Consider the following 21,676-nt stretch of genomic DNA (forward strand, 5'->3'; position numbering starts at 1 on the left):
AGCATCATACTGACGTCAAACAAAGGGTTCGCAGACTGGGGAGAAATGTTCGGAGATCACGTGCTGGCAACAGCGATCCTGGACCGGCTGCTACATCACTCAACTACGCTGAATATCAAAGGAGAGAGTTACCGGTTAAAAGAGAAACGTAAAGCAGGAGTGCTGACCAAAAACACAACGCCAATCAGTGATGATGAAATGGTGGAAAGCGGACAGCATCAGTAACGAAAGTATCTTAGCGGGCATGAAAATGGCAAATAACGGTTAAAAATCGTGGCGTTGACAGTAACCGCTGATACATCCCTCTCCACCTGATTTGTTTCACCGTTTTTCGCACCGTCTCCGTTATGGCATACACAACCTCTTCCAGTAACCGGCGCTTCACTGGACTCAGGAACCCGTAGTACCTCACCATCCGGAATCCCTTATCCGCCACATGCCAGGAGAACCTTTCCATGAATTCATCGCCACTCATCACCAGGTATTCTTCCCGTTTTGTCCGGTGACTGTTGTAACGCAGGCCAATTTCATCCTGACCTGCATAATGCTCCAGACGACTCATCGGAACCAGCGGCTTTTTTAGGTAAGAGCCAAAGTACACCGCCACGTGGGTGGCGTTATCCATTACCCTGGAGACGTTGACATTCCAGCCCCGGCGGTAATGTGTGTCCAGGAAGCGATTCCAGTCCCATTTGCTGTTTCCTTCCGCGGCCAGCTCATCCGGTATCACCAGGTCAGGGTATTTTCGTGACAGTAACCGCGTTATCCGGTAACGCCACATACTCATCACCTTACGGGCGTAAAAATGAAGGTTTTTCCAGGTGTGACCTGATGTCACACCACCGGCAGTTGTCGATAAATGGATGTGCGGATGCCACTGCTGGTCACGCCCCCAGGTGTGGATTACCGTGAATATCCCCGGCTCCACATCTGCCTGGCGGCAGATTTCCAGTATCACATCCGCTGCGATACGGCTCATCTCTGCCAGTAACCACCGGTTGTGGAACACCAGGGACCAGTACTGGCAGGGAAGTGTGAACACAATATGTTGCCACGGGCAGTCGGGGACCAGACTCAGCAGATACTGTATCCACTGTGCGCCGGCCTTCACTCCGCAGTGCGGACAGGAGCGGCTTTTACACCGGAAGCAGACCTTCTTTGTGTGGCAACAGTCCGGTGACGAACAGCACCATTGCGTGTACCCCATCAGCGTGGTCCCGCATGCCATGATTTTTGTCACTGACTCAATCACCACCGGACGCACTGAACCTTCCGGCTGTTTCTCCAGCCAGTTAAGCCAGCGGTTACCCTGCTGAAAAATATCGGCAAAACGGGGAAGCATCAGACGGGTGGGGTAACGCCATCCGGCCAGTGAACTGTGCCGCATTCCGGGCAGTACATACCACCGGCACTGATACCGGCAAGAATGGTTGCAAACTCCCGCTCCGTACAGCGGGCTATTTCCGGATACCCTTCGTCATCGACACGAACAAACCAGAAGACCAGCTTTTTGTTTCCTGCATCCAGAAAGAACGGAATACCCAGGTCAGCGCAGCACTCAACGGCATCGTCAAAATTATCAAAGCGCAGAACTTCAGCGTCTTCTTCGTCAAAAAAATCATCCGGATGAAGTTTCACAACATAGCGGGGAAGTTTGCTTCTTTGTGGTGCGGGTTTGCGTTTACGGGGTTTAGCTGAACGGGCCATATAACTACCTGAAAGACAATGACATTATCTTTTTTTATAACGGTAATTCCAGACCATGACAAGCCGCAGCCGTCAGGCTGCCTACTCGGACAGCATGTACTTTATGAAGTGAATGATGAGGCCAGTCGTGTCAATATCCTGGCGGTGAGAGGTATATACGGGGGGGATCGGCACGCCCGACGCAGTGCCTGTATTACATGTCCTTCACCAGGTTCTTTGTGAGATGGAATACGCATGATATTCTCTGGCAATAAGAGCAGAACGCTTTTCCTGCTAATAAAACATTATTTCAGTCCCGGCCTGAAGCGTTTTGCTTCTTCTTCGAGAAGCATTTGTAACTCCTGTTTCACGTCCAGTCTTTCAAGTTTTAATATCACGACCTTCATGGAGTGTCCTCTCCTAAAATCAGTTTCAAATCTGGCTATCTGGCGTTCAAGCGAACAATACTGACTATATAATCTGTCAAAGTATTGATGTTTGCCTTTCAGTTGGGAAATTAAATCGCTATATGTTTGAAACATATTTATTACTCTGCGCGGACATATATTCATATGTGTTTACAGGGATGTGTTGTCTGATATTAGTCGGATTATTTCTGATATGAAAACAATCCATGACTAGTCTGTTTGCTACGTTCACATTTTATTTACCTGGTGGTTTTTTATATATCATATTTATCAGTTCTTATACATGTTCCGGCTGTAAACTGCACTTACAGAATAGACATTTTGTCCTTTGTCACTGTAAATGTGTGTCATATCCGTAAAATAGATATTACGGTTTATTCTGACTGGAAATATGTATACAGAAATCCGGAGGAACTCATGAGTGTATCAACATTTTTTATCCCTTCTGTAAATATGCTGGGAGTGGGAGCGCTGTCGGCTGCAACCGGAATGATGGTGGAGTATGGTTTCCGACGGAGCCTGATTGTTACTGACACCGGGTTAACGAAGTCGGGTATGGTCGGGGATGTACAAAAGGCTCTGGAAGAACACAATATTTTCAGCGTTATTTATGATGGTACCCGGCCAAACCCGACCACAGAAAATGTTGCCGCAGGTCTGAAATTACTGAAAGAACATAACTGCGATAGCGTTATTTCCCTGGGTGGTGGTTCTCCGCATGACTGCGCGAAAGGTATTGCACTGGTTGCTGCTAACGGCGGTGATATACGTGATTATGAGGGGGGTGACCGCTCTGCCAGACCACAGTTACCGATGATTGCCATCAATACCACAGCGGGGACGGCGTCAGAAATGACCCGTTTCTGTATCATCACTGACGAAGTACGCCACATCAAAATGGCGATAGTGGATAAACATGTAACCCCGCTGCTTTCTGTCAATGACCCCTCACTGATGACTGGTATGCCGAAGCCACTGACAGCAGCTACAGGTATGGATGCCCTGACTCACGCCATTGAAGCATATGTTTCTGTTGCCGCCACACCAGTTACTGACGCCTGTGCGCTGAAGGCGATGACCATGATTGTGGAAAACCTGCCGTTAGCCGTAGAAGATGGCAGTAACGCCAGAGCACGTGAAGCAATGGCTTATGCCCAGTTCCTTGCCGGTATGGCATTCAACAATGCATCTCTGGGGTATGTTCATGCGATGGCGCATCAACTGGGTGGTTTCTACAACTTGCCTCATGGTGTATGTAATGCTGTTCTGTTACCGCACGTTCAGATGTTCAATAGTAAAGTTGCTGCTGCGCGTCTGCGTGACTGTGCAGCAGCAATGGGTGTGAATGTGACGGGAAAAAATGACGTGGAAGGGGCCGAAGCCTGTATTAATGCCATCCGTGAACTGGCGAAGAAAGTTAATATTCCGGCTGGGTTGCGCGAGCTGAATGTTAAAGATGAGGATATTCCGGAGCTGGCCCGAAATGCACTGAAAGACGCCTGTGGGCTGACGAATCCGATACAGGCGACACATGAGGAGATTGTTGCAATTTATCAGGCAGCAATGTGATGTAAATCCGGGATGTAACGGGTAAAACACGCCTCCAGAAAGAGGCGTGTTTTACGAAAATGAATAGATCGTGATTTATCTGGTGGTGCTATTAGATTATTTTATGAGCTTCATCGCATTTTTTTTGGTCTCTTCATCACTTTTTTGCTCTTGTTGTGAAGAGGATTGAGAGATAGTTGAAGAATTAAAATCGGCCATCTCTTTTGGAAATAGCGATCTCAATATATTCACGATATCTGAAAATGTGGTTTCTTTCGTCAGCAGTTCACATAAAAGGAAAGGGGCCCTGGGATCTTGTCTGTATAAGGCCAGACCTGCCGTCAGTGCGGCCCGGTTAAGGCGGCTGCGTTCCCCTTGCGGGATACTGTCCAGTGTATCACAAACAATTTTATCTGTTTGATTTACATCTGGATTTAGCTTGAAGGCAATGGTTCTGCGCTTGTCCATCATTAATTACCTATGAGATACATACCGTTAACTAAATCATATTGAGAGTTATTGGTTTTGAAAAAACGTTCATCACGAATCTGTGTGTGTGTTTTTACTGCATCGCATATTAATTCTGCGCACCACCTATAACCATAACATGAGTATAACCAGAAAATTCATTGAGCGTATTTAATACACGTTGCTCGAGTTTACGAAGTGCTTCATTCATTGCTTCGGTGACTATTGATATTTTGTTCTCATCATTAATTCGTTGCTTCAGATAGTTATTATCTTTTCTGTGAATAATTATATCGTCAGCAAGATAGCTACTTCCTTTTGTTCTCGCAAGAGAAAGGGCATCTTTTACTGCAGATGTGACCAGAGATACACCAAGAGATGAGTCTCCGTATATTTTACTGATCCCCGATAATTTCCCCATTACCTGAGAAATATCTAATGTGGTGCCCCCGAGATCTATAATTAATAAAGAATCTAACTCATCCAGTTCTTGTAGAACTTCATAACCTGCCGGTATAGATTCAGGCATGACTTTTACATCTTTTATTGTGAATGTATCCCCACCATTTAATGTAATTTTTTTCCGGAAGTTTGCTTTCTTACGCTCAATATTTTCCGTATTGGGTTGGTTATTCCTGTCGTAATACTCTGTCAGAGGAAGTGTGCAAACAATATCCACTTCGCTTACCGGCAGACCACTGGTCAGTAAGGCGTGGTGCACCGCAACGACATTAACGTCGCTGTATTGCCATGCGATATTGGTTGTGACTACAGCATCCGGGCTGATTGGATCAAATGAATACTGTTCGCCGTTCAGTGTGTAGTTAAAGACCTTTTTATCACCAAAAGAGACTGCCCACTCGCGTTTGAAGCTGTTCGGGCTAATGTGCTGTTTAATTGTTCCGTCGTTTTCCTGCCACTGTAGTTTGATGTTTGTTGAACCGTCATCAATGAATACCAACATTTATAAAACTCCTTATGGTGTTTTTTTTTGGTGTGCTTTTGGGGTTGCTTTGGGTTTTAAATGGGTTTGTTTGTCAAGTTTACCCCATTTTAACTATCAATCAATGATTATTTGCATTGTTTTTGGGTTTGTTGTGGTGTGTTTTGGGTTGTTTTTGGGTTTTATTTGGCGAGTGACAAAAGATGTCGCTGTGCTCCTCTTTTTACTGCGCCGGCTGACGCGGCGCGGCAGGAACGCTGCCTGTGGTCAGTGTCCCGCGTCCGGCCGGGCACGGGACGGGCGCTTTTACCGCTCCCGGCTGGCGTCGGTGACAGTGTACGCCAGCCCGTCGCCCTTTTCTGATGAACGCCCTTCAAGCCGCTTTCGCGGCATAACCTCGCCGTCAAAAAGACGACGGCTGCGATATTCCACGGTCGGCCTGACCCGTTACCGGACGCGGTGAACAGCCCACAGGCAGCGGGGAACGGGCGCCACAGGGGCGCCCTCCCGGTGCTCTCTGCTGAAGCAGAAGTGAGAGGAGAATTCCCATGCCAAACTGGTGCTCAAATCGTATGCATTTTTCTGGTGAACCGGCACAGATCGCTGAGATTAAACGACTGGCCAGCGGTGCAGTCACACCGTTTTATCGCCGCGCCACAAATGAAGGTATTCAGCTGTTTCTGGCCGGAAGTGCCGGACTTCTGCAGACTACTGAAGATATCCGGTTTGAACCGTGCCCCGGACTGACGGCTGCCGGACGTGGCGTCGTATCGCCGGAAAATATCGCGTTCACCCGCTGGCTGACGCACCTGCAGGACGGTGTGCTACTGGATGAACAAAACTGCCTGATGCTGCATGAACTCTGGCTGCAGAGCGGTACTGGACAGCGTCGCTGGGAAGAATTACCGGATGATGTCAGGGAAACCATTACCGTGCATTTCACCGCCAAAAGAGGTGACTGGTGTGACTTCTGGAGTAACGAGGATGTATCGGTGTGGTGGAATCGTCTGTGTGACAACGTGCTGCCGGAAAAAACCATGCCGTTTGACCTGCGGATGGTTCTGCCCACCCGCCTGGATGTTGAAGTGAACGGCTTCAATGGCGGTGCACTGAACGATGTTCCTTCTGCATATCACTGGTATACGGAACAGTATGGCGTGAAGTGGCCTGTGGGATATGGACTGAATATCAGCAGTCAGGGAGAAAACTTCATTCAGGTGGATTTTGATACACCGTGGTGTCAGCCGGAGAATGCCGTTGTTGCAGAATTAAGCCGCCGTTTCGGCTGCACGCTGGAGCACTGGTACGCCGAACAGGGCTGCAATTTCTGTGGCTGGCAGCGATATGAGCGTGGAGAGCTTGTTGATGTGCTGTGGGGGGAACTGGAATGGTCTTCCCCGACAGATGATGATGAGCTGCCGGAAGTCATCGCGCCGGAGTGGATAGTCGATAAGGTGGCGCATTACGGTGGATGAAGTATGACGGAGACGGACGGGCAACCGCCCGTTTCTTTTCCGACAAAGGATGTCGCTGTGCTCCTTTTTTTACTGCGCCGGCTGACGCGGCGCGGCATAAACGCTGCCTGTGGTCAGTGTCCCGCGTCCGGCGGGCACGGGACGGGCGCTTTTACCGCTCCCGGCTGGCGTCGGTGACAGTGTACGCCAGCCGGGAGCCCTTTTCTGATGAACGCCCTTCAAGCCGCTTTCGCGGCATAACCTCGCCGTCAAAAAGACGACGGCTGCGGTATTCCACGGTCGGCCTGACCCGTTACCGGACGCGGTGAACAGCCCACAGGCAGCGGGGAACGGGCGCCACAGGGGCGCCCTCCCGGTGCCCTCTGTAAGAGAAGGAGTTTTGTATGTCCCGTTTTATCCAGGGTGACTGCGTGCGTGTTATGGCCACGTTTCCGGGCAATGCTGTCGATTTCATCCTTACCGACCCGCCATATCTCGTCGGTTTCCGTGACCGTCAGGGGCGTACCATCGCCGGCGATAAAACCGATGAATGGCTGCAACCGGCCTGTAATGAAATGTACCGCGTGCTGAAAAAAGATGCGCTGATGGTGAGCTTCTATGGCTGGAACCGCGTCGATCGCTTTATGGCCGCCTGGAAAAATGCGGGATTCAGCGTGGTTGGCCACCTGGTGTTTACCAAAACCTACACATCGAAGGCCGCATATGTGGGCTATCGCCACGAATGCGCCTACATCCTGGCAAAAGGGCGTCCGGCGCTGCCTCAGAAACCCTTGCCGGATGTGCTGGGCTGGAAATATTCAGGCAATCGTCATCACCCGACGGAAAAGCCTGTTACCAGCCTGCAACCGCTGATTGAGAGCTTCACACACCCGAACGCAATTGTGCTGGACCCGTTTGCAGGCAGCGGCTCAACCTGCGTGGCCGCCCTTCAGTCCGGACGCCGGTATATCGGTATCGAGCTGCTTGAACAGTATCACCGTGCCGGACAGCAACGACTGGCCGCCGTGCAACGGGCCATGCAGCAGGGGGCCGCGAATGATAACTGGTTTGAACCGGAGGCTGCGTAAATGAACTATGCCGGACACGAAAAACTGCGCGCCGAAGTGGCGGAGGTGGCCAATGCCATGTGCGACCTGCGTACAACCATGAATGAGATGGAGCAGCGGTACAGCTTTAATGCCGACACCCTGCCGGAACGTCTGGTGCGTCAGACGCTGTTTCGCGCAAACCGCCTCTTACTGGAGGTATATACCGAAATTCTGGAACTGGATGCGTGTTTTAAAGATTGAGAAGGAGACGAGAATGTACGGAACATGCGAAACGCTCTGCCGGGCGCTGGCAGCAAAGTATCCGGGAGACACGCCGCTGATGCTGGTTGTCTGGTCCCCGGAAGAGATTCAGGCACTGGCTGACGGTATGGAAATTTCTCTGACCGATCATGAAATCAGGACTGTCCTGGCGCGCCTGGAGGACATCCCGGAAGACCAGCGGATTGAGTCCGGTATTTCTTCCGGTGCGGCGATGGAGATTATCAGCAACGTGAGCGAAAACCGCCAGGTGACCGTCCCGGCTGAACTGCTGGCGTCCCTGATTCAGACCGCTGAACAGGCACTGTGGAAACGTGAATGGGCCGCCCGTGATAACGGCCTCGCCGTCCCGGAATGCGTTACCCGCCGTCAGGCGGTGATTAATCAGGCCCGCACCCTGCTGAAAAACAACACACACGAAAACGACTGATGTTATCGCCGCCTGCGGGCGGCGATACAGGGAGAACGATTAATCATGAACGAAAACACAACGCTGAATGCACTGATTTATCGCCACGCCCGTAACCTGCTGCTGGCGCAGGGCTGGCCGGAAGAGACGGATGTTGACCAGCGAAACCCGAACTATCCGGGCTGGATCAGCATTTACGTGCGGCTGGATGCGCCCAGGCTGGCGACGTTACTCGTTAACCGCCACGATGGCGTGCTGCCGCCGCTCCTGGCCTCCGCCATTCACAAACTGACCGGAACCGGGGCGGAACTTGTACTGTCCGGCAGTCAGTGGCAGTCGCTGCCGGTACTTCCGGCAGACGGAACGCAGGTGTCTTTCCCGTATGCCGGTGAGTGGCTGGCAGAAGACGAAATCAGGGCAGTTCTTGATGCGGTGCGCGATGCAGTACGCACTGTCAGTTACCGGGTGGCAGAAGATACGCGGCGTATCCGGGCGGCGCTGACCACAACCGGGCAGACGTTGCTGACCCGCCAGACCCGCCGATTTCGCCTGGTGGTGAAGGAAAGCGATCACCCCTGCTGGCTCGATGAAGACGACGAAAACCTGCCCGTGGTGCTCGATGCCATCCTGAACCGGGGCGCACGTTTTTCGGCAGTGGAAATGTACCTGGTCAGTGAGTGTGTGGAGCATATCCTGGCCAGTGGGCTGGCCTGCGATGTGCTGCGTATACCGGGCGAACCGCCCCGCCGCTGGTTTGACCGTGGTGTTCTGCGGGAGGTGGTCCGGGAAGCCCGGACCGAAATCCGCAGCATGGCGGATGCCCTGGCAAAAATCCGGAAATGATGACGATGGCGGGGATAATCCCCGCCTTTTTCCTGCCGGTCCCCGGAAAGAGCACAAAGGACGTCGCCGCCGGCTCCGCTTTACCCGGCCATGCGGGGCATGGCCTTGTGGGTTTTCAGTTATGTGGCTTCAGCGCCGTGTGCGGGCTGTGCCGTGCCTCCATCTTAGCCGGGCTGGCGGGGATGCAAGGGTAAAATGAACGCGGCGGTCACCCGGTCCCTCCTTCCCGTCTGCCGTGATTTTCCGGCCGGCCGTCCGCGAAAACGCGTCCGTCCCCTTCAACTCCCGTCAGCCGTGTGCGTCAGGCTGCGGCTTCCCTTGCGCCCCTGCATCCCCGCCTTATCGCCCGGCTTTTATGGAGGCACGGCACCGCCCGGTGTCGCGGAATATGTGAACAACGGAGGAAAACATCATGCAGTATGCGAAATCTGTCACTCTGAATGTTGAAGAGTGCGACCGTCTCTCCTTTCTGCCTTACCTGTTTGGCCTGGATTTTCTGTATGCCGAGGCATCTGTGTACGCGCTGGCGAAAAAAATGATGCCGGAATATGAAGGCGGATTCTGGCACTTCATCCGCCTGCCGGACGGTGGCGGTTACATGATGCCGGATGGCGACCGTTTCCACATGGTGAACGGTGCAAACTGGTTTGACCGTACGGTCAGCGCCGATGCCGCAGGCATCATTGTGACTTCCCTTGTGATTAACCGTCAGTTGTGGCTGTACCACGACAGCGGTGATGCAGGACTGACTCACCTGTACAGGATGCGCGATGCGCAGTTGTGGAGCCACATCGAATTTCACCCCGAATGTAACGCGATTTACGCGGCGCTGGACTGATTAACGGACGGGGCGGCAATGCCGCCCCTGTAAAGGAGACGAGAAAATGTACTGTACTGTTAAAGAAATTATCCGCGAAGTGCTGGATACAGACGTGCCGGAGAGTGAATGTGTGTTTGCCGTGGTGCTGACCCGTGGGGATGTGCGTCACATAGCCAAGGACTGGAACCTGTCAGACGATGAGCTGGAAACCGTCATGCAGCGGCTGGACGATGCCTTTGAGCATGGTGCGGATGTCAGCGTTGTTCACGACGTTGTTCGTGAACTGATGGAAGAAAAGCGCGCCAGCCGTCAGGTGACAGTCCCGGCGGCGATGCTGGAAAAAGTGATGGCGCTGGCAGGCAGTGAAATGAAGCGTCTGTATGCCGTCGGGAGTGAGAACGGGGGCGACGGTGACGCGTTCGTCAGGGAGGAACGCGAAGCAATGGACGTTGTGTTACAGGCGCTGGACGGGGAGAACAGGTAATGAATATCTTTCAGGGCAGTAGACACAGGTGATACAGGGCAGGCGGTGGAGGCCGCCTGTCAGCCCGCGCGAAAACCCCTGGCAGGCTGACGCCTGCCGGAAGGGAAGCGGGCCACGCTGACGCGTCGCCCGTTACCCTTCCCGTTTGTGATGTGTCAGAAATGTTTTTTCCTGATGTTATATTTCTGTGGTTACTGTGCCTGTTACTGTTGTTGTTCTTCCTGTTCTTTCCGTTCTTCTCCTGTTTATGGCTTTCCCGGGCGCCCCCCTGGCGGGTCGGGCTGTCGTGAACGGAGCCAGCGAAGCTGTCTCCGCCCTGACGGGCTTCCATCCCTGACGCGAAACCCCGGGTTTGCAGCGACCGGAACGGTCGCGCCACCCTTGTCGCGCCGTGGCCTGCGCTCCCGGCATCCCGGCAAAAAAACGCCGGGATGTAAGGCGCAACGCCGTTTCGCGCACGCGCTCTCCGTCGTTGCGGCGGGTCCCTGCTCATTGCCTGCCGGGTGCCACACACCCGTTTGAGTCCCTGTCGCCGGGGGCTGATACAGCCACAACCTGCCGCACTGACTGTCCAGGGTAAATGAACAGCCCACAAAATTTTTTACCCAAAACCCGGTAAAAAATTTTGCGTTCTGCCCAGGACAGGTGCGTCAGGCCGTGGCAGTGATGCCCCTTGCGGCGAAGGTTCTCAAACGGGTGAAGTTCATACCTCAGGGAATACAGCAGCAGGTTCCCGCGAAACGTCAAAACCGCGGCTCCCGAAACTCAACGGGTGATGTTCTTTAACAATCAGGATTTATTTCAGGCTCCGGCAATACGCATTTATTTGTTCTGTCAGTCATCCGGCTGGCAGGTAATGAAAACGCAGGAACAGAAGGAGGAAAACACCGGAGAACGTCAGATGCAGATATGAAAAAAGCAGGTCAGTGACCTGCTTAATCCACGCCGCAGAGACTGCACGAACAGCCTCTGCGGCTTCATCTAACCTACGCCATAAGGAGGTTCATTTATGACAGTCAATATTGTTTCACCTTCCGCAGCGGCTGTAAAGCCCCGCCGTCATCCCCGTTTCAGACGCGAAGACATCCCCGCGCCGGAAATTGACCCCGTGCTGAAAGCCTTCGGGCGACACATTGCCCGGAGTTTTCACCGGGGGCGTGGTGTACACATCCCCGCCATGAAAAACACGGCCTTCGGGCAGGTGCTCCGCACACTCGAACTGAAACGCGCTTTTAACTGATGAGGTGAGCCGCCCGCGAGGGGCGGCAACAGACGGAAGGAGAACATTTTATGACATTAGCAGCAATCACCATGACCGCCCCGGAAGCCGCCAGCCCTGTGCAGATGTACCGCGCGACCTACTCACCGGATGACAACAAACTGCGCCTGTATGCCGCGTCACGTCTTGACCCGGAGACGTATAAAAAAGTCCATGATGCCGGTTTCCGCTGGGCACCAAAACAGGCGCTGTTTGTCGCGCCGGCCTGGACACCGGGCCGGGAAGACGTGCTCCTCTCACTTGCCGGAGAGATTGAGGATGAAGACAGCACGCTCGCTGAACGTCAGGAAGCTCGGGCGGAGCGGTTTACCGGATACAGCGGAAAGCGGGCCAGTGAATCCGCACAGGCACTTGATGAAGTGGAAAGACTGGCCGCGATGATCCCGCCCGGTCAGCCCATTCTTGTGGGGCATCACAGCGAACGCCGCGCCCGTCGTGATGCGCAGCGTATTGAAAACGGCATGAAACGTGCCGTGATGCTCTTTGAACGTGCGGAATACTGGGAAGAGCGGGCGCGGTCGGCACGGCTTCACGCGAAGTATAAAGAACGTCCGGATGTTCGCTGGCGTCGTATCAAAAAAATCGAAGCTGATTTGCGCAAGGCTGAAAAGACCATCGCGCAGTCGCAGAAATATCTGACGATGTGGCAGGCTGAATCGCTGGATCTGAATATGGCAAAACTCATCAGCAGTCATGACCATATCAGCGCCTGTTTCCCGCTGGATAAGTACCCGCGTCCGGCAGAAAAAAGCCAGTATGAAGGAAGTCGATCGTTATGGTCGGCCCTGGATGATGACATCATCACCACGGAGCAGGCCCGCGAAATTGCGATCCGCTGTCATGAACGGCAGATTCAGCGTCAACAACGCTGGGTTAACCACTATCAGAACCGCCTGATCTATGAGCGTGCCATGCTGGACGAAAGCGGTGGTGTGGTTACCCGGATACAGGATTTTGAGCCGGGCGGGCAGATTTGCAGCCGGGGCGAGTGGCTGACCATCATTCGCGTGAACAAAAGCAACGGGGCGGTGAGTTCAGTCACAACGCCAAATTACAGTTTTCTCGGGTACAGCGGCACGATGAAAGTGACGCCCGAACGCATCACGGACTACAGAGCGCCATCGGCAGAAGAGGCTGCCGTCGCCAGACAGACCGCGAAGCGTCCACCGGTAGTCAACTATCCGGGGGAAGGTTTCCGGGAAATGACAAAGGCACAGTGGGCCGCCCTGCCCCGGGACTGTAAGGCCGTGCGCAGTGTGGCAGAAGCAGAAGACCACGGGGCATACCGCTACCGCCGCACAATGGACAATAATTTCCGCCTGGTGAATGTGTATATCACCGACATGAAAATTACGGAAATCCCGCAGAAATAAGGCTTATCCCCGGGGAAAAGCCCCGGGGTATGACGGAGATAATGACATGCACAGTCAGTTAAGAGAACGTATCCGGCTGATGCGCGCAAGGCTGGATAACGTCGCGCCGGTTGCTGAAATCCGGGCTGAATCTCAGCTTTTTGTGACACCTGCCCCGGTCTGTGAGCGCCTGGTGACGCTGGCGGAGATCAGCAACCGAGATCACATTCTGGAACCCTCTGCCGGCACCGGGGCCATACTGCGGGCTATTCGGGATACCGCGCCGGGGGCCATGTGTGATGCGGTGGAGATTAACAGCGGGCTGGTCCGGTATCTGCGGGACAATTTTAACGGTGTCAGGGTACAGTGTGGCGACTTCATGGAATGGCAGCCGGTGCAGTATTACAGCCGGATTATCATGAATCCGCCGTTCAGTCACGGGCAGGATATCCGGCATATCCTGCGGGCCTTTTCCCTGTTGCGTCCGGGGGGCGTGCTGGTCGCCGTCTGTCTCAACGGGCCGCGCCAGCAGGAGAAGCTGTTACCGTTTTCTGATGTCCGCGAGGTGCTGCCGTGCGGCACGTTTGCTTATACCCGTGTTCCGACGATGATTATTCGTCTGCGAGCCTGATGACACAGGGCAGGCGGGAGGATTAATGCCCGTCTGCCCGCGCCGGGAAAAAACCGCGCGCCGGTGGCGCTGAAAGGGGCCGCGCTGACGCGCCGCCCCTTCCATTACGCGGACATTCTGATGGGGGCTTCTGTCTTTTCAGACCTGTCATTTGTCTGTTACTGATGATGTTGTTGTTCCTGCTACTGCTACTGTTCTTCTTTTTTCTGATGCTCTCATTACTGTCTGTTTTGTTGTTCTCCTGCCTGTGCCTTTTCCGGGCGTCCCCCTGGCGGGGCGGGCTGTCGTGAACGGAGCCAGCGAAGCTGTCTCCGCCCTGGCGGGCTTCCATCCCTGACGCGAACCCCCGGCTTGCAGCGACCGTTCCGGTCGCGCCGCCTCTGTCGCGCCGTGACCTGCGCTCCCGGCATCCCGGCAAAAGGCCGCCGGGATGTGAGGGGCAACGCCGTTTCGCGCACGCGCTCTTCGTCGTTGCGGCGGGTCCCTGCCCGTTGTTGTGTCCGGTGCCACACACCCGTATGAGTCCCTGTCGCCGGGGGCAAAGACAGCCACAACCGTCTCCGCCAGTCCAGGGGTGAAATGCACATCCCACAAAAGTTTTTGCCCAAAAGCAGGCAAAAACTTTTGCGGTCTGCCCCCGGACAGTCGTTTCCGGCCGTGGCAGTGATGCCCCTTGCGGCGAAGGTTCTCAAACGGGTGATGGTTAATACCGGAGGGAACAAACGGCAGGTCCCCGCAAAACGTCAAAACCGCGGCTCCCGAAACTCAACGGGTGATGGGGGCTGAAAACATCAACAGAAGGAGGCACATCATGGCAGTTCGTGGCATTAACAAGGTCATTCTTGTCGGTGTGCGCCGTTGAAGCGCGGTGTTTTATGGAGTGTTGCCTGAAAAGCAACATGGCTTAGTGGTATAGCCATTGCATACTGTGGTTAGCCTTGCTTGGTAACAGGCTCGGAGATCCTGAAAAGGAGAGGTGAACATAGCATCCACAGAAAAGGGTGGTGAATATGGAAATCGTTATAAGTATCACCATTCAATGCAAGATGTATATGGATAAACTGGGTTTGTTGAAGTCGAGATCTATGTGGGAAACAGGAAACCAATAACGCAGAACGATTGAAGCGTTATTCCCGTACTAGCACAAGAAATCCGTCCGACGTTGATTGTGACCACTCTAACGGGCCAGCTATTGATGAAATAGTTAAACGATCGAAAGACATCCTAAGTACATCGCATCTCCACACCGTGAAACTACGGGACTACCTAAACTGGATTTATACCCAGCATGGTAGCGGAGTCTCCATAGTACTCAAGGTCGGCCTGTAATGGGTTCCGGCAGTCCGCATTATACGGAAGCAGCAAAGGTATAAATCAACCGGAAGGAAGATGAAAGCCTCACAGTGCTGCGGGGAAGGGAGACAGTTGTTAGATACATCAATCTCTAAGAGGAGGGTTAGCCAATGCTGCCTGATGAACTTGAGAAAAGATTAGATGGAATTGAGGATGCTTCAAAAAAAGGGTATCCAGTACGTAATCTATACAAAATTGCGTGTGAGCCCGGACTGTGGCTGCAAGCCTACGTGAATATACGGGCCAATGCAGGTGCACTGACTCAAGGTGTATCAACAGATACCATTGATGGCTTTTCTATCGAAAGAGCAGAGAAGCTGGCAAAAACATTGCGGAGTAGAGAATACGTAGCGAAACCTGTACGCAGAGTTCAGATCCCAAAAAAGGACGGAAAAACCAGACCGCTGGGGATTCCAGGTGGAGACGATAAACTGGCGCAAGAAGTAGCAAGAATTATTCTGGAAAGGGTTTATGAACCAGTATTCTCTGAACACTCTCATGGATTCAGACCAAAACGTTCGTGTGAAACTGCGCTCAGATCTATTCGTCCAGTCTGGAACGGAGTTAAATGGATCGTGGACGTTGATATCAAAGGTTTCTTTGACAATATCCCCCACAAACTATTGCTGAATACACTGGCAGAGAAAATTAAGGATAAGAATTTCCTGAAATTAATCGAACAGTGGCTGAAGGCAGGATATGTGGACAATTGGAAATACCATCGCTCATATTCTGGTACGCCACAAGGTGGGATAATTTCTCCCTTACTGGCAAATATATACCTCGACAAACTGGACCGTTTTGTAGAACAGAATTTAATTCCTGCATATACAAGCGGTACAAAACGAAGAGCGAATCCAGATATGAACAGGCTGGCCCATAAGATTCATAAACTACGAAAGAAAGTAGACGGTATGGCAACTGATTCTGAATCAGAAAAAGAAGCCATAAAGAAAGAAATTGAACGACTGCTTGAAGAAAAACGTTCTATACCATCTCAGGTCATGAACGATCCAAACTTCAGGCGTATGTACTATGTTCGATATGCTGATGACTTCGTAATCGGTGTCATCGGCTCGAAGAAAGATGCTGAACATATATCAAGACAGGTCAGAAACTTTATTACTACTTCACTGGGATTGGAAGTTAATGAAGCAAAGACCAGGATCCGCCATATCTCAGAAGGAGTTAATTTTTTAGGCTATGAAATCAGACAGGCAGATGCAAAGAAATTGCTGAAGCAGAAAATGCAAGGGCGGCACGCTCTCCGGAGATCCACCACAGGAATTGTGCAGCTCTTCGTTCCTGACAATATAGCCGCTAAATTTTGTCACCAAAAGAAATATGGCTGTTATGAGAATGTGAAGGCTGTACATCGTTCAAGTCTACAAAATCTCAGTGAAGCTGAAATTGTTCTGACTTTCAACGCGGAAATGCGCGGATTGGCGAACTACTACAGTCTGGCGCTGGACATGAAATATAAATTATCAAAATTATATTTCATATGGCAAATAAGCCTTTTTAAGACCCTGGCGAATAAACGACGTAGTTCAGTGAATAAAGTCGCCAAATCGCTACGGCAAAATAATGGAGATCTGGCTATTACCGTTCAGGCCAAAAATGGATCCCGAAAGATTGAGGTTTTCAAACTCAAACATGTCAATCGCAACCGAACAACGATTGTCGATACGGAACCGAGAACCGCACATATCACAACCCGCACAACAGAGATCATGCGTCGATTAGGGGCAAGGATCTGCGAGTATTGTGCGAAGACTGGGCGCTGCGAAGTACATCATGTCAGAAAGCTAAAAGACCTGAAGAAAGGTCGTAAGGCCGGATATAAACCCAGCCTGTGGCAACTAATGATGATCGCACGCCGCCGGAAAACGATGATTTTGTGCGCAAGTTGCCACGACAAGTTACATAGCGGAAAACTACCCGATTTGAGACAGGAAAAGGGAAGAATACTCCTGCAACCACCTGTCTCAAGCGGGGATTCTGCTAAATGAGTTTATCCCCAATAAGCTAGCAATGGAGAGCCGTATGCACTGAAAGGTGCACGTACGGTTCGGAGGGGGGGTAACGGTGATCTAACTCAAGATAAGCAGGACATATTCGCCATTTATCTTGAAAGACCACACGTACCCTACCCTACCGTCTGGGAAAAGATCCGGAAGTCCGTTACATCCCCAACGGGGGCGCAGTGGCAAACCTGCAGGTGGCCACGTCTGAAACCTGGCGTGACAAACAGACGGGGGAGATGCGGGAGCAGACGGAATGGCATCGCGTGGTGTTGTTCGGCAAGCTCGCGGAAGTGGCTGGTGAATATCTGCGTAAGGGCGCGCAGGTCTACATCGAAGGTCAGCTTCGCACCCGTAGCTGGGAGGATAACGGTATCACCCGTTACGTCACCGAAATTCTTGTTAAGACCACGGGCACCATGCAGATGCTGGGACGTGCCGCAGGTACTCAGACTCAGCCGGAAGAGGCGCAACAGTTCAGCGGTCAGCCTCAGCCGGAACCACAGGCGGAGGCCGGTACGAAAAAAGGAGGCGCAAAAACGAAAGGCCGTGGACGTAAGGCCACGCAGCCGGAGTCGCAGCCGCAACCGCCGGAGGGTGAGGATTACGGGTTTTCAGATGATATCCCGTTCTGAACGACTGACAGTGACAACCGCCCCGTCCAGTACGGGGCATCACCGGAGAGATGGGATGAGCGAATATTTCAGAATACTTCAGGGGCTGCCTGACGGCTCCTTTACCCGCGAACAGGCTGAAGCCGTTGCCGCACAGTACCGGAACGTCTTTATCGAGGATGACCACGGCGAACATTTTCGACTGGTTGTCCGTAATAACGGTGCAATGGTCTGGCGTACCTGGAATTTTGAGGACGGTGCCGGGTACTGGATGAACCATGTTATCCGGGATTTCGGGATTCTTAAGTAAGAGAGGTGCCGGACGGGGACACGTCCGGCAGACATTAACTAAACCGTAAGAGGAATAATCATGTCAGTTACAGAGTTTAAGGTAAAAACGGTGCGTAAATCCAGCCGTAAATCGTCAAAAGAACAGGAAACCGTCCTGTCTGCCCTGCTGGCGCAGACGGAGGAAGTGAGCGTGCCGCTGGCCTCACTGATTAAGTCACCGCTGAATGTGCGCACGGTGCCGTATTCCGCAGAGTCTGTCAGCGAACTGGCGGAGTCCATTAAGGGCGTTGGCCTGTTACAGAATCTGGTCGTGCATGCCCTGCCTGGTGACCGTTACGGTGTCGCCGCAGGTGGTCGCAGACTGGCAGCACTCAACATGCTGGCAGAGAGTGGCATCCTTCCGGCGGACTGGCCTGTCCGCGTGAAGGTTATTCCGCAGGAACTGGCGACGGTGGCATCGATGACCGAGAACGGTCATCGTCGGGATATGCATCCTGCCGAACAGATTGCCGGATTCCGTGCAATGGCGCAGGAAGGCAAAACACCTGCACAAATCGGTGATTTGCTGGGCTATTCGCCCCGCCACGTCCAGCGAATGCTGAAACTGGCAGACCTTGCGCCTGTCATCCTCGATGCGCTGGCAGAAGACCGCATCACCACAGAACACTGTCAGGCGCTGGCACTGGAGAACGATACCGCGCGTCAGGTGCAGGTGTTTGAAGCTGCCTGTCAGTCGGGATGGGGCGGTAAACCGGATGTGCGGGTTATCCGCAATCTGATTACGGAAAGTGAAGTGGCGGTGGCGGGGAACAGTAAATTCCGCTTCGTGGGGGCTGATGCTTTCTCACCTGACGAACTGCGCACCGATTTGTTCAGCGACGACGAGGGTGGTTATGTGGACTGCGTGGCGCTCGATGCCGCCCTGCTGGAAAAACTCCAGGCTGTCGCTGAACACCTTCGGGAAGCCGAAGGCTGGGAATGGTGCGCCGGGCGCATGGAGCCTGTTGGTGAGTGCCGTGAGGATGCCGGAACATACCGCTGTCTGCCGGAGCCGGAAGCGGTGCTGACGGAGGCGGAGGAAGAACGTCTGAACGAACTGATGGCACGTTACGACGCGCTGGAAAACCAGTGTGAGGAATCCGACCTGCTGGAAGCAGAAATGAAGCTGATTGACTGCATGGCGAAGGTCAGGGCGTGGACGCCGGAAATGCGTGCCGGAAGCGGTGTGGTGGTGTCCTGGCGTTACGGCAATGTGTGTGTCCAGCGTGGTGTGCAGTTGCGCAGTGAAGATGACGTGGCTGACGACGCTGACCGCACGGAACAGGTGCAGGAAAAAGCGTCAGTGGAGGAAATCAGTCTGCCACTGCTGACGAAAATGTCTTCCGAACGCACGCTGGCAGTCCAGGCGGCACTGATGCAGCAGCCGGACAAATCTCTGGCACTGCTGGCATGGACGCTCTGCCTGAATGTGTTTGGCAGCGGAGCGTACAGTAAACCAGCACAAATCAGCCTGGAATGTAAACATTCTTCGCTGACCAGCGATGCGCCATCGGGGAAGGAAGGTGCCGCATTCCTGGCGATGATGGCAGAAAAAGCCCGTCTTGCCGCCCTGCTGCCGGATGGATGGGCACGGGACATGACGATGTTCCTGTCACTCCGCCAGGAGGTGCTGTTGTCCCTGCTCAGTTTCTGCACCACGTGCAGCATCCACGGCGTTCAGACCCGCGAGTATGGTCGCACGTCACGCAGTCCGCTTGACTCGCTGGAAACGGCTATCGGGTTCCACATGCGCGACTGGTGGCAGCCAACCAGAGGGAATTATTTTGGAGCGTTAAAAAAACAGCAGATTATCGCTGCCCTGAATGAGGCCGGACTGTCCGGTGCCGCACGGGATGCGGAGAAGATGAAGAAAGGCGATGCGGCTGAACATGCAGAGTTCCACATGAAAGACAACCGCTGGGTGCCTGGCTGGATGTGTGCTCCACGTCCACAGACGGATACTACTGAACGCACCGACAACCAGGCCAATGCCGCCTGACCGCCAGTCATAAACCATTTACCACACCGCCCCGCCGGAGACGGGGCGGCAGCAAGGGAGATACCGTGATGAAAACTGAACTGACCCTGAATGTATTACAGGCCATGAGCGCACAGGAATACGAAGATATCCGGGCTGCCGGAAGTGATGAACGTCGTGAGCTGACACACGCCGTGATGCGGGAGCTGGATGCGCCGGACAACTGGACGCTGAACGGCGAGTACGGCAGCGAGTTCGGGGGCTTTTTCCCCGTCCAGGTCCGTTTCACACCTGCCCACGAACGTTTCCACCTGGCGTTATGTTCGCCGGGTGATGTCTCTCAGGTCTGGGTGCTGGTTCTGGTGAATGCCGGTGGTGAGCCGTTTGCGGTGGTTCAGGTGCAGCGGCGGTTTGCACCGGAAGCTGTCAGCCATTCACTGGCACTGGCGGCGTCACTGGATGCGCAGGGGTACAGCGTTAACGACATCATCCATATCCTGATGGCGGAAGGAGGTCAGGTATGAGCGCACGTTCACAGGCACTGGTTCCTCTCAGCACAGAGCAACAGGCCGCATGGCGGGCGGTGGCGGAGACAGAAAAACGCCGCCATCAGGGAAACATGCTGGCGGAATATCCGTATGCGGGGGCATTTTTCCGCTGTCTGAACGGAAGCCGCAGGATATCGCTGTCTGACCTGCGATTTTTCATGCCATCCCTGACCGCAGAAGAACTGCGCGGCAACCGTCTTCAGTGGCTGTATGCCATTGATGTGCTGATTGAAACACAGGGCGAGGTCTGCCTCCTTCCCCTTCCCGGTGATGCAGCAGAGCGGCTGTTCCCGTCGGTGCGGTTTCGTGTCAGGGAGCGCAGTCGCCATAAATCCGCGCTGGTCATGCAGAAGTACAGCCGTCAGCAGGCACGGGAGGCAGAGCAGAAAGCCCGTGCGTACCAGGCGCTGGTCGCTCAGGCTGAAATCGAACTGGCATTCCATTCGCCGGAAACAGTCGGAAGCTGGCATGCACGCTGGAGTGACCGGGTGGCAGAGCATGACCTGGAAACCCTGTTCTGGCAGTGGGGCGAGCGTTTTCCGTCACTGGCCGGAATGGAACGCTGGCAGTGGCAGGATATGCCATTCTGGCAGGTCATCGCAGAGGCTGGTATGGCAGCAAGGGAGGCCGGTCATGCTGTCCGTGAGATGGAACGGTGGATGGTGCCGAACAAACTCCGGGAGGCGGCGTGATGCGGCAACAATCACACGGATTGCCCGTGAACTGGCTGAACGACCAGATTATTTTCAGGGAAAGTGAGTGTGGTCAGCGTGCAGGGATATGGGCTATGATGTGCCCGGCGCTTGAGGCTTTCTGCCTCATGACGTGAAGGTGGTTTGTTACCGTGTTGTGTGGCAGAAGGACAAAAGCCCCGTAGTTAATTTTTCATTAACCCACGAGGCCCCTGCATGCTTAGACAACATCAGGATAGCCTCTTACCGCGCTTTGCGCAAGGAGAAGAAGGCCATGAAACTACCGGGAAACGCCCTTATCTGGTGCGTATTAATCGTGTGCTGCACGTTGTTGATATTCACACTCCTGACCCGGAATCGTCTGTGCGAAGTCCGGCTGAAGGACGGATACAGCAACTGTCTTGAATGATAAAATTAAAGAGATACCGAATGGTATGACATATCCCATTCTTCGTTCTTCCTGA

23 protein-coding genes and 6 pseudogenes are annotated in these 21,676 nt (G+C 53.4%); 24 read left to right on the top strand and 5 right to left on the bottom strand.

Going from position 1 to position 21,676, the window contains the following annotated elements:
- A partial coding sequence (locus BEA93_RS22560) for an ATP-binding protein (RefSeq protein WP_172950065.1) occupies positions 1 to 225 on the top strand: 225 nt, incomplete at its 5' end.
- A gap of 28 nt (positions 226 to 253) precedes the next feature.
- Here BEA93_RS22560 and BEA93_RS22565 read toward each other — a convergent pair.
- Positions 254 to 1,342, bottom strand: a pseudogene (locus tag BEA93_RS22565) (IS91 family transposase); the annotation flags it as partial.
- Positions 1,342 to 1,707: a hypothetical protein gene (locus tag BEA93_RS22570; RefSeq protein WP_000124098.1), complete on the bottom strand. Its 366-nt coding sequence runs from the start codon at positions 1,705 to 1,707 to the stop codon at positions 1,342 to 1,344. The pseudogene BEA93_RS22565 and the gene BEA93_RS22570, both read right to left, overlap by 1 nt.
- 824 nt (positions 1,708 to 2,531) lie before the next feature.
- Between BEA93_RS22570 and yiaY the strand changes: the two genes are divergently transcribed.
- Positions 2,532 to 3,683: an L-threonine dehydrogenase gene (gene yiaY, locus BEA93_RS22585; RefSeq protein ID WP_105225174.1), complete on the top strand. Its 1,152-nt coding sequence runs from the start codon at positions 2,532 to 2,534 to the stop codon at positions 3,681 to 3,683.
- A 96-nt stretch (positions 3,684 to 3,779) separates the two neighbouring features.
- Here the strand turns inward: yiaY and BEA93_RS22590 are convergent, their stop codons facing one another.
- On the bottom strand, positions 3,780 to 4,130 hold the full coding sequence (locus tag BEA93_RS22590) for a plasmid partitioning/stability family protein (RefSeq protein ID WP_105225178.1): 351 nt from the start codon (positions 4,128 to 4,130) through the stop codon (positions 3,780 to 3,782).
- Between the two features lie 2 nt (positions 4,131 to 4,132).
- Positions 4,133 to 5,094: pseudogene (gene parM, locus BEA93_RS22595) on the bottom strand (plasmid segregation protein ParM).
- 190 nt (positions 5,095 to 5,284) lie between these two features.
- Between parM and BEA93_RS25830 the strand changes: the two are divergent.
- From BEA93_RS25830 to BEA93_RS22670, 12 genes are all read left to right on the top strand, one after another.
- Positions 5,285 to 5,536: a hypothetical protein gene (locus BEA93_RS25830; protein WP_236942087.1), complete on the top strand. Its 252-nt coding sequence runs from the start codon at positions 5,285 to 5,287 to the stop codon at positions 5,534 to 5,536.
- 109 nt (positions 5,537 to 5,645) lie between these two features.
- A complete protein-coding gene (locus BEA93_RS22605) occupies positions 5,646 to 6,548 on the top strand; it encodes a DUF1281 domain-containing protein (RefSeq protein WP_077630349.1) in 903 nt (300 codons plus the stop codon).
- Positions 6,545 to 6,856 (top strand): hypothetical protein, encoded by a 312-nt coding sequence (locus BEA93_RS22610; RefSeq protein WP_172955109.1) that lies wholly within the window; start codon positions 6,545 to 6,547, stop codon positions 6,854 to 6,856. The genes BEA93_RS22605 and BEA93_RS22610 overlap by 4 nt, the downstream gene beginning before the upstream one ends.
- Before the next feature lie 75 nt (positions 6,857 to 6,931).
- Positions 6,932 to 7,615, top strand: a complete 684-nt coding sequence (locus tag BEA93_RS22615; RefSeq protein ID WP_000085940.1) for a DNA methylase — start codon at positions 6,932 to 6,934, stop codon at positions 7,613 to 7,615.
- Positions 7,616 to 7,837, top strand: a complete 222-nt coding sequence (locus tag BEA93_RS22620; protein ID WP_105225127.1) for a hypothetical protein — start codon at positions 7,616 to 7,618, stop codon at positions 7,835 to 7,837.
- Positions 7,818 to 8,285 carry a DUF1380 family protein gene (locus BEA93_RS22625; protein WP_236942080.1) on the top strand — a complete coding sequence of 156 codons (468 nt, stop codon included), beginning with the start codon at positions 7,818 to 7,820 and terminating at the stop codon, positions 8,283 to 8,285. The genes BEA93_RS22620 and BEA93_RS22625 overlap by 20 nt, the downstream gene beginning before the upstream one ends.
- 45 nt (positions 8,286 to 8,330) lie before the next feature.
- Positions 8,331 to 9,107, top strand: a complete 777-nt coding sequence (locus BEA93_RS25375) for a hypothetical protein (RefSeq protein ID WP_201797395.1) — start codon at positions 8,331 to 8,333, stop codon at positions 9,105 to 9,107.
- A gap of 412 nt (positions 9,108 to 9,519) precedes the next feature.
- The gene (locus BEA93_RS22640; RefSeq protein WP_105225128.1) at positions 9,520 to 9,945 is read left to right on the top strand and encodes an antirestriction protein; all 426 of its coding nucleotides are present in this window, start codon (positions 9,520 to 9,522) and stop codon (positions 9,943 to 9,945) included.
- Between the two features lie 46 nt (positions 9,946 to 9,991).
- Positions 9,992 to 10,411: a DUF1380 family protein gene (locus BEA93_RS22645; protein WP_105225129.1), complete on the top strand. Its 420-nt coding sequence runs from the start codon at positions 9,992 to 9,994 to the stop codon at positions 10,409 to 10,411.
- Between the two features lie 1,009 nt (positions 10,412 to 11,420).
- Positions 11,421 to 11,651 carry a hypothetical protein gene (locus BEA93_RS22660; RefSeq protein WP_105225131.1) on the top strand — a complete coding sequence of 77 codons (231 nt, stop codon included), beginning with the start codon at positions 11,421 to 11,423 and terminating at the stop codon, positions 11,649 to 11,651.
- Positions 11,652 to 11,701: 50 nt separating this feature from the next.
- Positions 11,702 to 13,063 (top strand): DUF3560 domain-containing protein, encoded by a 1,362-nt coding sequence (locus tag BEA93_RS22665; protein ID WP_105225132.1) that lies wholly within the window; start codon positions 11,702 to 11,704, stop codon positions 13,061 to 13,063.
- 46 nt (positions 13,064 to 13,109) lie between these two features.
- Positions 13,110 to 13,673, top strand: a complete 564-nt coding sequence (locus BEA93_RS22670; RefSeq protein ID WP_105225133.1) for a class I SAM-dependent methyltransferase — start codon at positions 13,110 to 13,112, stop codon at positions 13,671 to 13,673.
- 88 nt (positions 13,674 to 13,761) lie between these two features.
- Here the strand turns inward: BEA93_RS22670 and BEA93_RS25835 are convergent.
- Positions 13,762 to 14,183: pseudogene (locus BEA93_RS25835) on the bottom strand (hypothetical protein); the annotation flags it as partial.
- A 69-nt stretch (positions 14,184 to 14,252) separates the two neighbouring features.
- Between BEA93_RS25835 and BEA93_RS25385 the strand changes: the two are divergent.
- The 10 genes and pseudogenes from BEA93_RS25385 to BEA93_RS25845 all read left to right on the top strand — a co-directional run bounded on the left by BEA93_RS25385 (position 14,253) and on the right by BEA93_RS25845 (position 21,621).
- Entirely contained in the window at positions 14,253 to 14,459 is a 207-nt protein-coding gene (locus tag BEA93_RS25385) for a hypothetical protein (protein WP_000547944.1), read from the top strand.
- Positions 14,446 to 14,523: pseudogene (locus BEA93_RS26230) on the top strand (single-stranded DNA-binding protein); the annotation flags it as partial. The gene BEA93_RS25385 and the pseudogene BEA93_RS26230, both read left to right, overlap by 14 nt.
- Before the next feature lie 613 nt (positions 14,524 to 15,136).
- Positions 15,137 to 17,038 carry a group II intron reverse transcriptase/maturase gene (gene ltrA, locus BEA93_RS22690; protein ID WP_000936285.1) on the top strand — a complete coding sequence of 634 codons (1,902 nt, stop codon included), beginning with the start codon at positions 15,137 to 15,139 and terminating at the stop codon, positions 17,036 to 17,038.
- 149 nt (positions 17,039 to 17,187) lie between these two features.
- On the top strand, positions 17,188 to 17,685 hold the full coding sequence (locus tag BEA93_RS22695) for a single-stranded DNA-binding protein (RefSeq protein WP_105225134.1): 498 nt from the start codon (positions 17,188 to 17,190) through the stop codon (positions 17,683 to 17,685).
- Positions 17,686 to 17,740: 55 nt separating this feature from the next.
- Complete coding sequence (locus BEA93_RS22700) at positions 17,741 to 17,974, top strand: DUF905 domain-containing protein (RefSeq protein ID WP_001470808.1); 234 nt, start codon at positions 17,741 to 17,743, stop codon at positions 17,972 to 17,974.
- A gap of 60 nt (positions 17,975 to 18,034) precedes the next feature.
- Entirely contained in the window at positions 18,035 to 19,993 is a 1,959-nt protein-coding gene (locus BEA93_RS22705; RefSeq protein ID WP_105225135.1) for a ParB/RepB/Spo0J family partition protein, read from the top strand.
- Positions 19,994 to 20,061: 68 nt separating this feature from the next.
- On the top strand, positions 20,062 to 20,496 hold the full coding sequence (gene psiB / locus BEA93_RS22710; protein WP_105225136.1) for a conjugation system SOS inhibitor PsiB: 435 nt from the start codon (positions 20,062 to 20,064) through the stop codon (positions 20,494 to 20,496).
- Positions 20,493 to 21,279 (top strand): annotated as a pseudogene (locus BEA93_RS22715) (plasmid SOS inhibition protein A). Before psiB ends, BEA93_RS22715 begins: the two are co-directional and overlap by 4 nt.
- Positions 21,280 to 21,428: 149 nt before the next feature.
- Positions 21,429 to 21,545: pseudogene (locus BEA93_RS25840) on the top strand (DUF5431 family protein); the annotation flags it as partial.
- Positions 21,526 to 21,621, top strand: a complete 96-nt coding sequence (locus BEA93_RS25845; RefSeq protein WP_236942081.1) for a Hok/Gef family protein — start codon at positions 21,526 to 21,528, stop codon at positions 21,619 to 21,621. The pseudogene BEA93_RS25840 and the gene BEA93_RS25845, both read left to right, overlap by 20 nt.
- Positions 21,622 to 21,676 lie beyond the last annotated feature (55 nt).

The sequence above is a fragment of the Escherichia sp. MOD1-EC5950 genome, assembly GCF_002965345.1.
Classification (GTDB): domain Bacteria; phylum Pseudomonadota; class Gammaproteobacteria; order Enterobacterales; family Enterobacteriaceae; genus Escherichia; species Escherichia marmotae.

Bases quoted from the DNA above. Each gene is read 5' to 3' on its own strand.
- ltrA (WP_000936285.1), top strand. From the start codon at position 15,137: ATGCTGCCTGATGAACTTGAGAAAAGATTAGATGGAATTGAGGATGCT.
- BEA93_RS22605 (WP_077630349.1), top strand. From the start codon at position 5,646: ATGCATTTTTCTGGTGAACCGGCACAGATCGCTGAGATTAAACGACTG.
- BEA93_RS22660 (WP_105225131.1), top strand. From the start codon at position 11,421: ATGACAGTCAATATTGTTTCACCTTCCGCAGCGGCTGTAAAGCCCCGC.
- BEA93_RS22640 (WP_105225128.1), top strand. From the start codon at position 9,520: ATGCAGTATGCGAAATCTGTCACTCTGAATGTTGAAGAGTGCGACCGT.
- BEA93_RS22610 (WP_172955109.1), top strand. From the start codon at position 6,545: ATGAAGTATGACGGAGACGGACGGGCAACCGCCCGTTTCTTTTCCGAC.
- BEA93_RS22645 (WP_105225129.1), top strand. From the start codon at position 9,992: ATGTACTGTACTGTTAAAGAAATTATCCGCGAAGTGCTGGATACAGAC.
- BEA93_RS22615 (WP_000085940.1), top strand. From the start codon at position 6,932: ATGTCCCGTTTTATCCAGGGTGACTGCGTGCGTGTTATGGCCACGTTT.
- BEA93_RS25375 (WP_201797395.1), top strand. From the start codon at position 8,331: ATGAACGAAAACACAACGCTGAATGCACTGATTTATCGCCACGCCCGT.
- BEA93_RS22620 (WP_105225127.1), top strand. From the start codon at position 7,616: ATGAACTATGCCGGACACGAAAAACTGCGCGCCGAAGTGGCGGAGGTG.
- BEA93_RS22700 (WP_001470808.1), top strand. From the start codon at position 17,741: ATGAGCGAATATTTCAGAATACTTCAGGGGCTGCCTGACGGCTCCTTT.
- BEA93_RS22570 (WP_000124098.1), bottom strand. From the start codon at position 1,707: ATGGCCCGTTCAGCTAAACCCCGTAAACGCAAACCCGCACCACAAAGA.
- BEA93_RS22670 (WP_105225133.1), top strand. From the start codon at position 13,110: ATGCACAGTCAGTTAAGAGAACGTATCCGGCTGATGCGCGCAAGGCTG.
- psiB (WP_105225136.1), top strand. From the start codon at position 20,062: ATGAAAACTGAACTGACCCTGAATGTATTACAGGCCATGAGCGCACAG.
- BEA93_RS22705 (WP_105225135.1), top strand. From the start codon at position 18,035: ATGTCAGTTACAGAGTTTAAGGTAAAAACGGTGCGTAAATCCAGCCGT.
- yiaY (WP_105225174.1), top strand. From the start codon at position 2,532: ATGAGTGTATCAACATTTTTTATCCCTTCTGTAAATATGCTGGGAGTG.
- BEA93_RS22590 (WP_105225178.1), bottom strand. From the start codon at position 4,130: ATGGACAAGCGCAGAACCATTGCCTTCAAGCTAAATCCAGATGTAAAT.
- BEA93_RS22625 (WP_236942080.1), top strand. From the start codon at position 7,818: ATGCGTGTTTTAAAGATTGAGAAGGAGACGAGAATGTACGGAACATGC.
- BEA93_RS25385 (WP_000547944.1), top strand. From the start codon at position 14,253: ATGCACATCCCACAAAAGTTTTTGCCCAAAAGCAGGCAAAAACTTTTG.
- BEA93_RS22665 (WP_105225132.1), top strand. From the start codon at position 11,702: ATGACATTAGCAGCAATCACCATGACCGCCCCGGAAGCCGCCAGCCCT.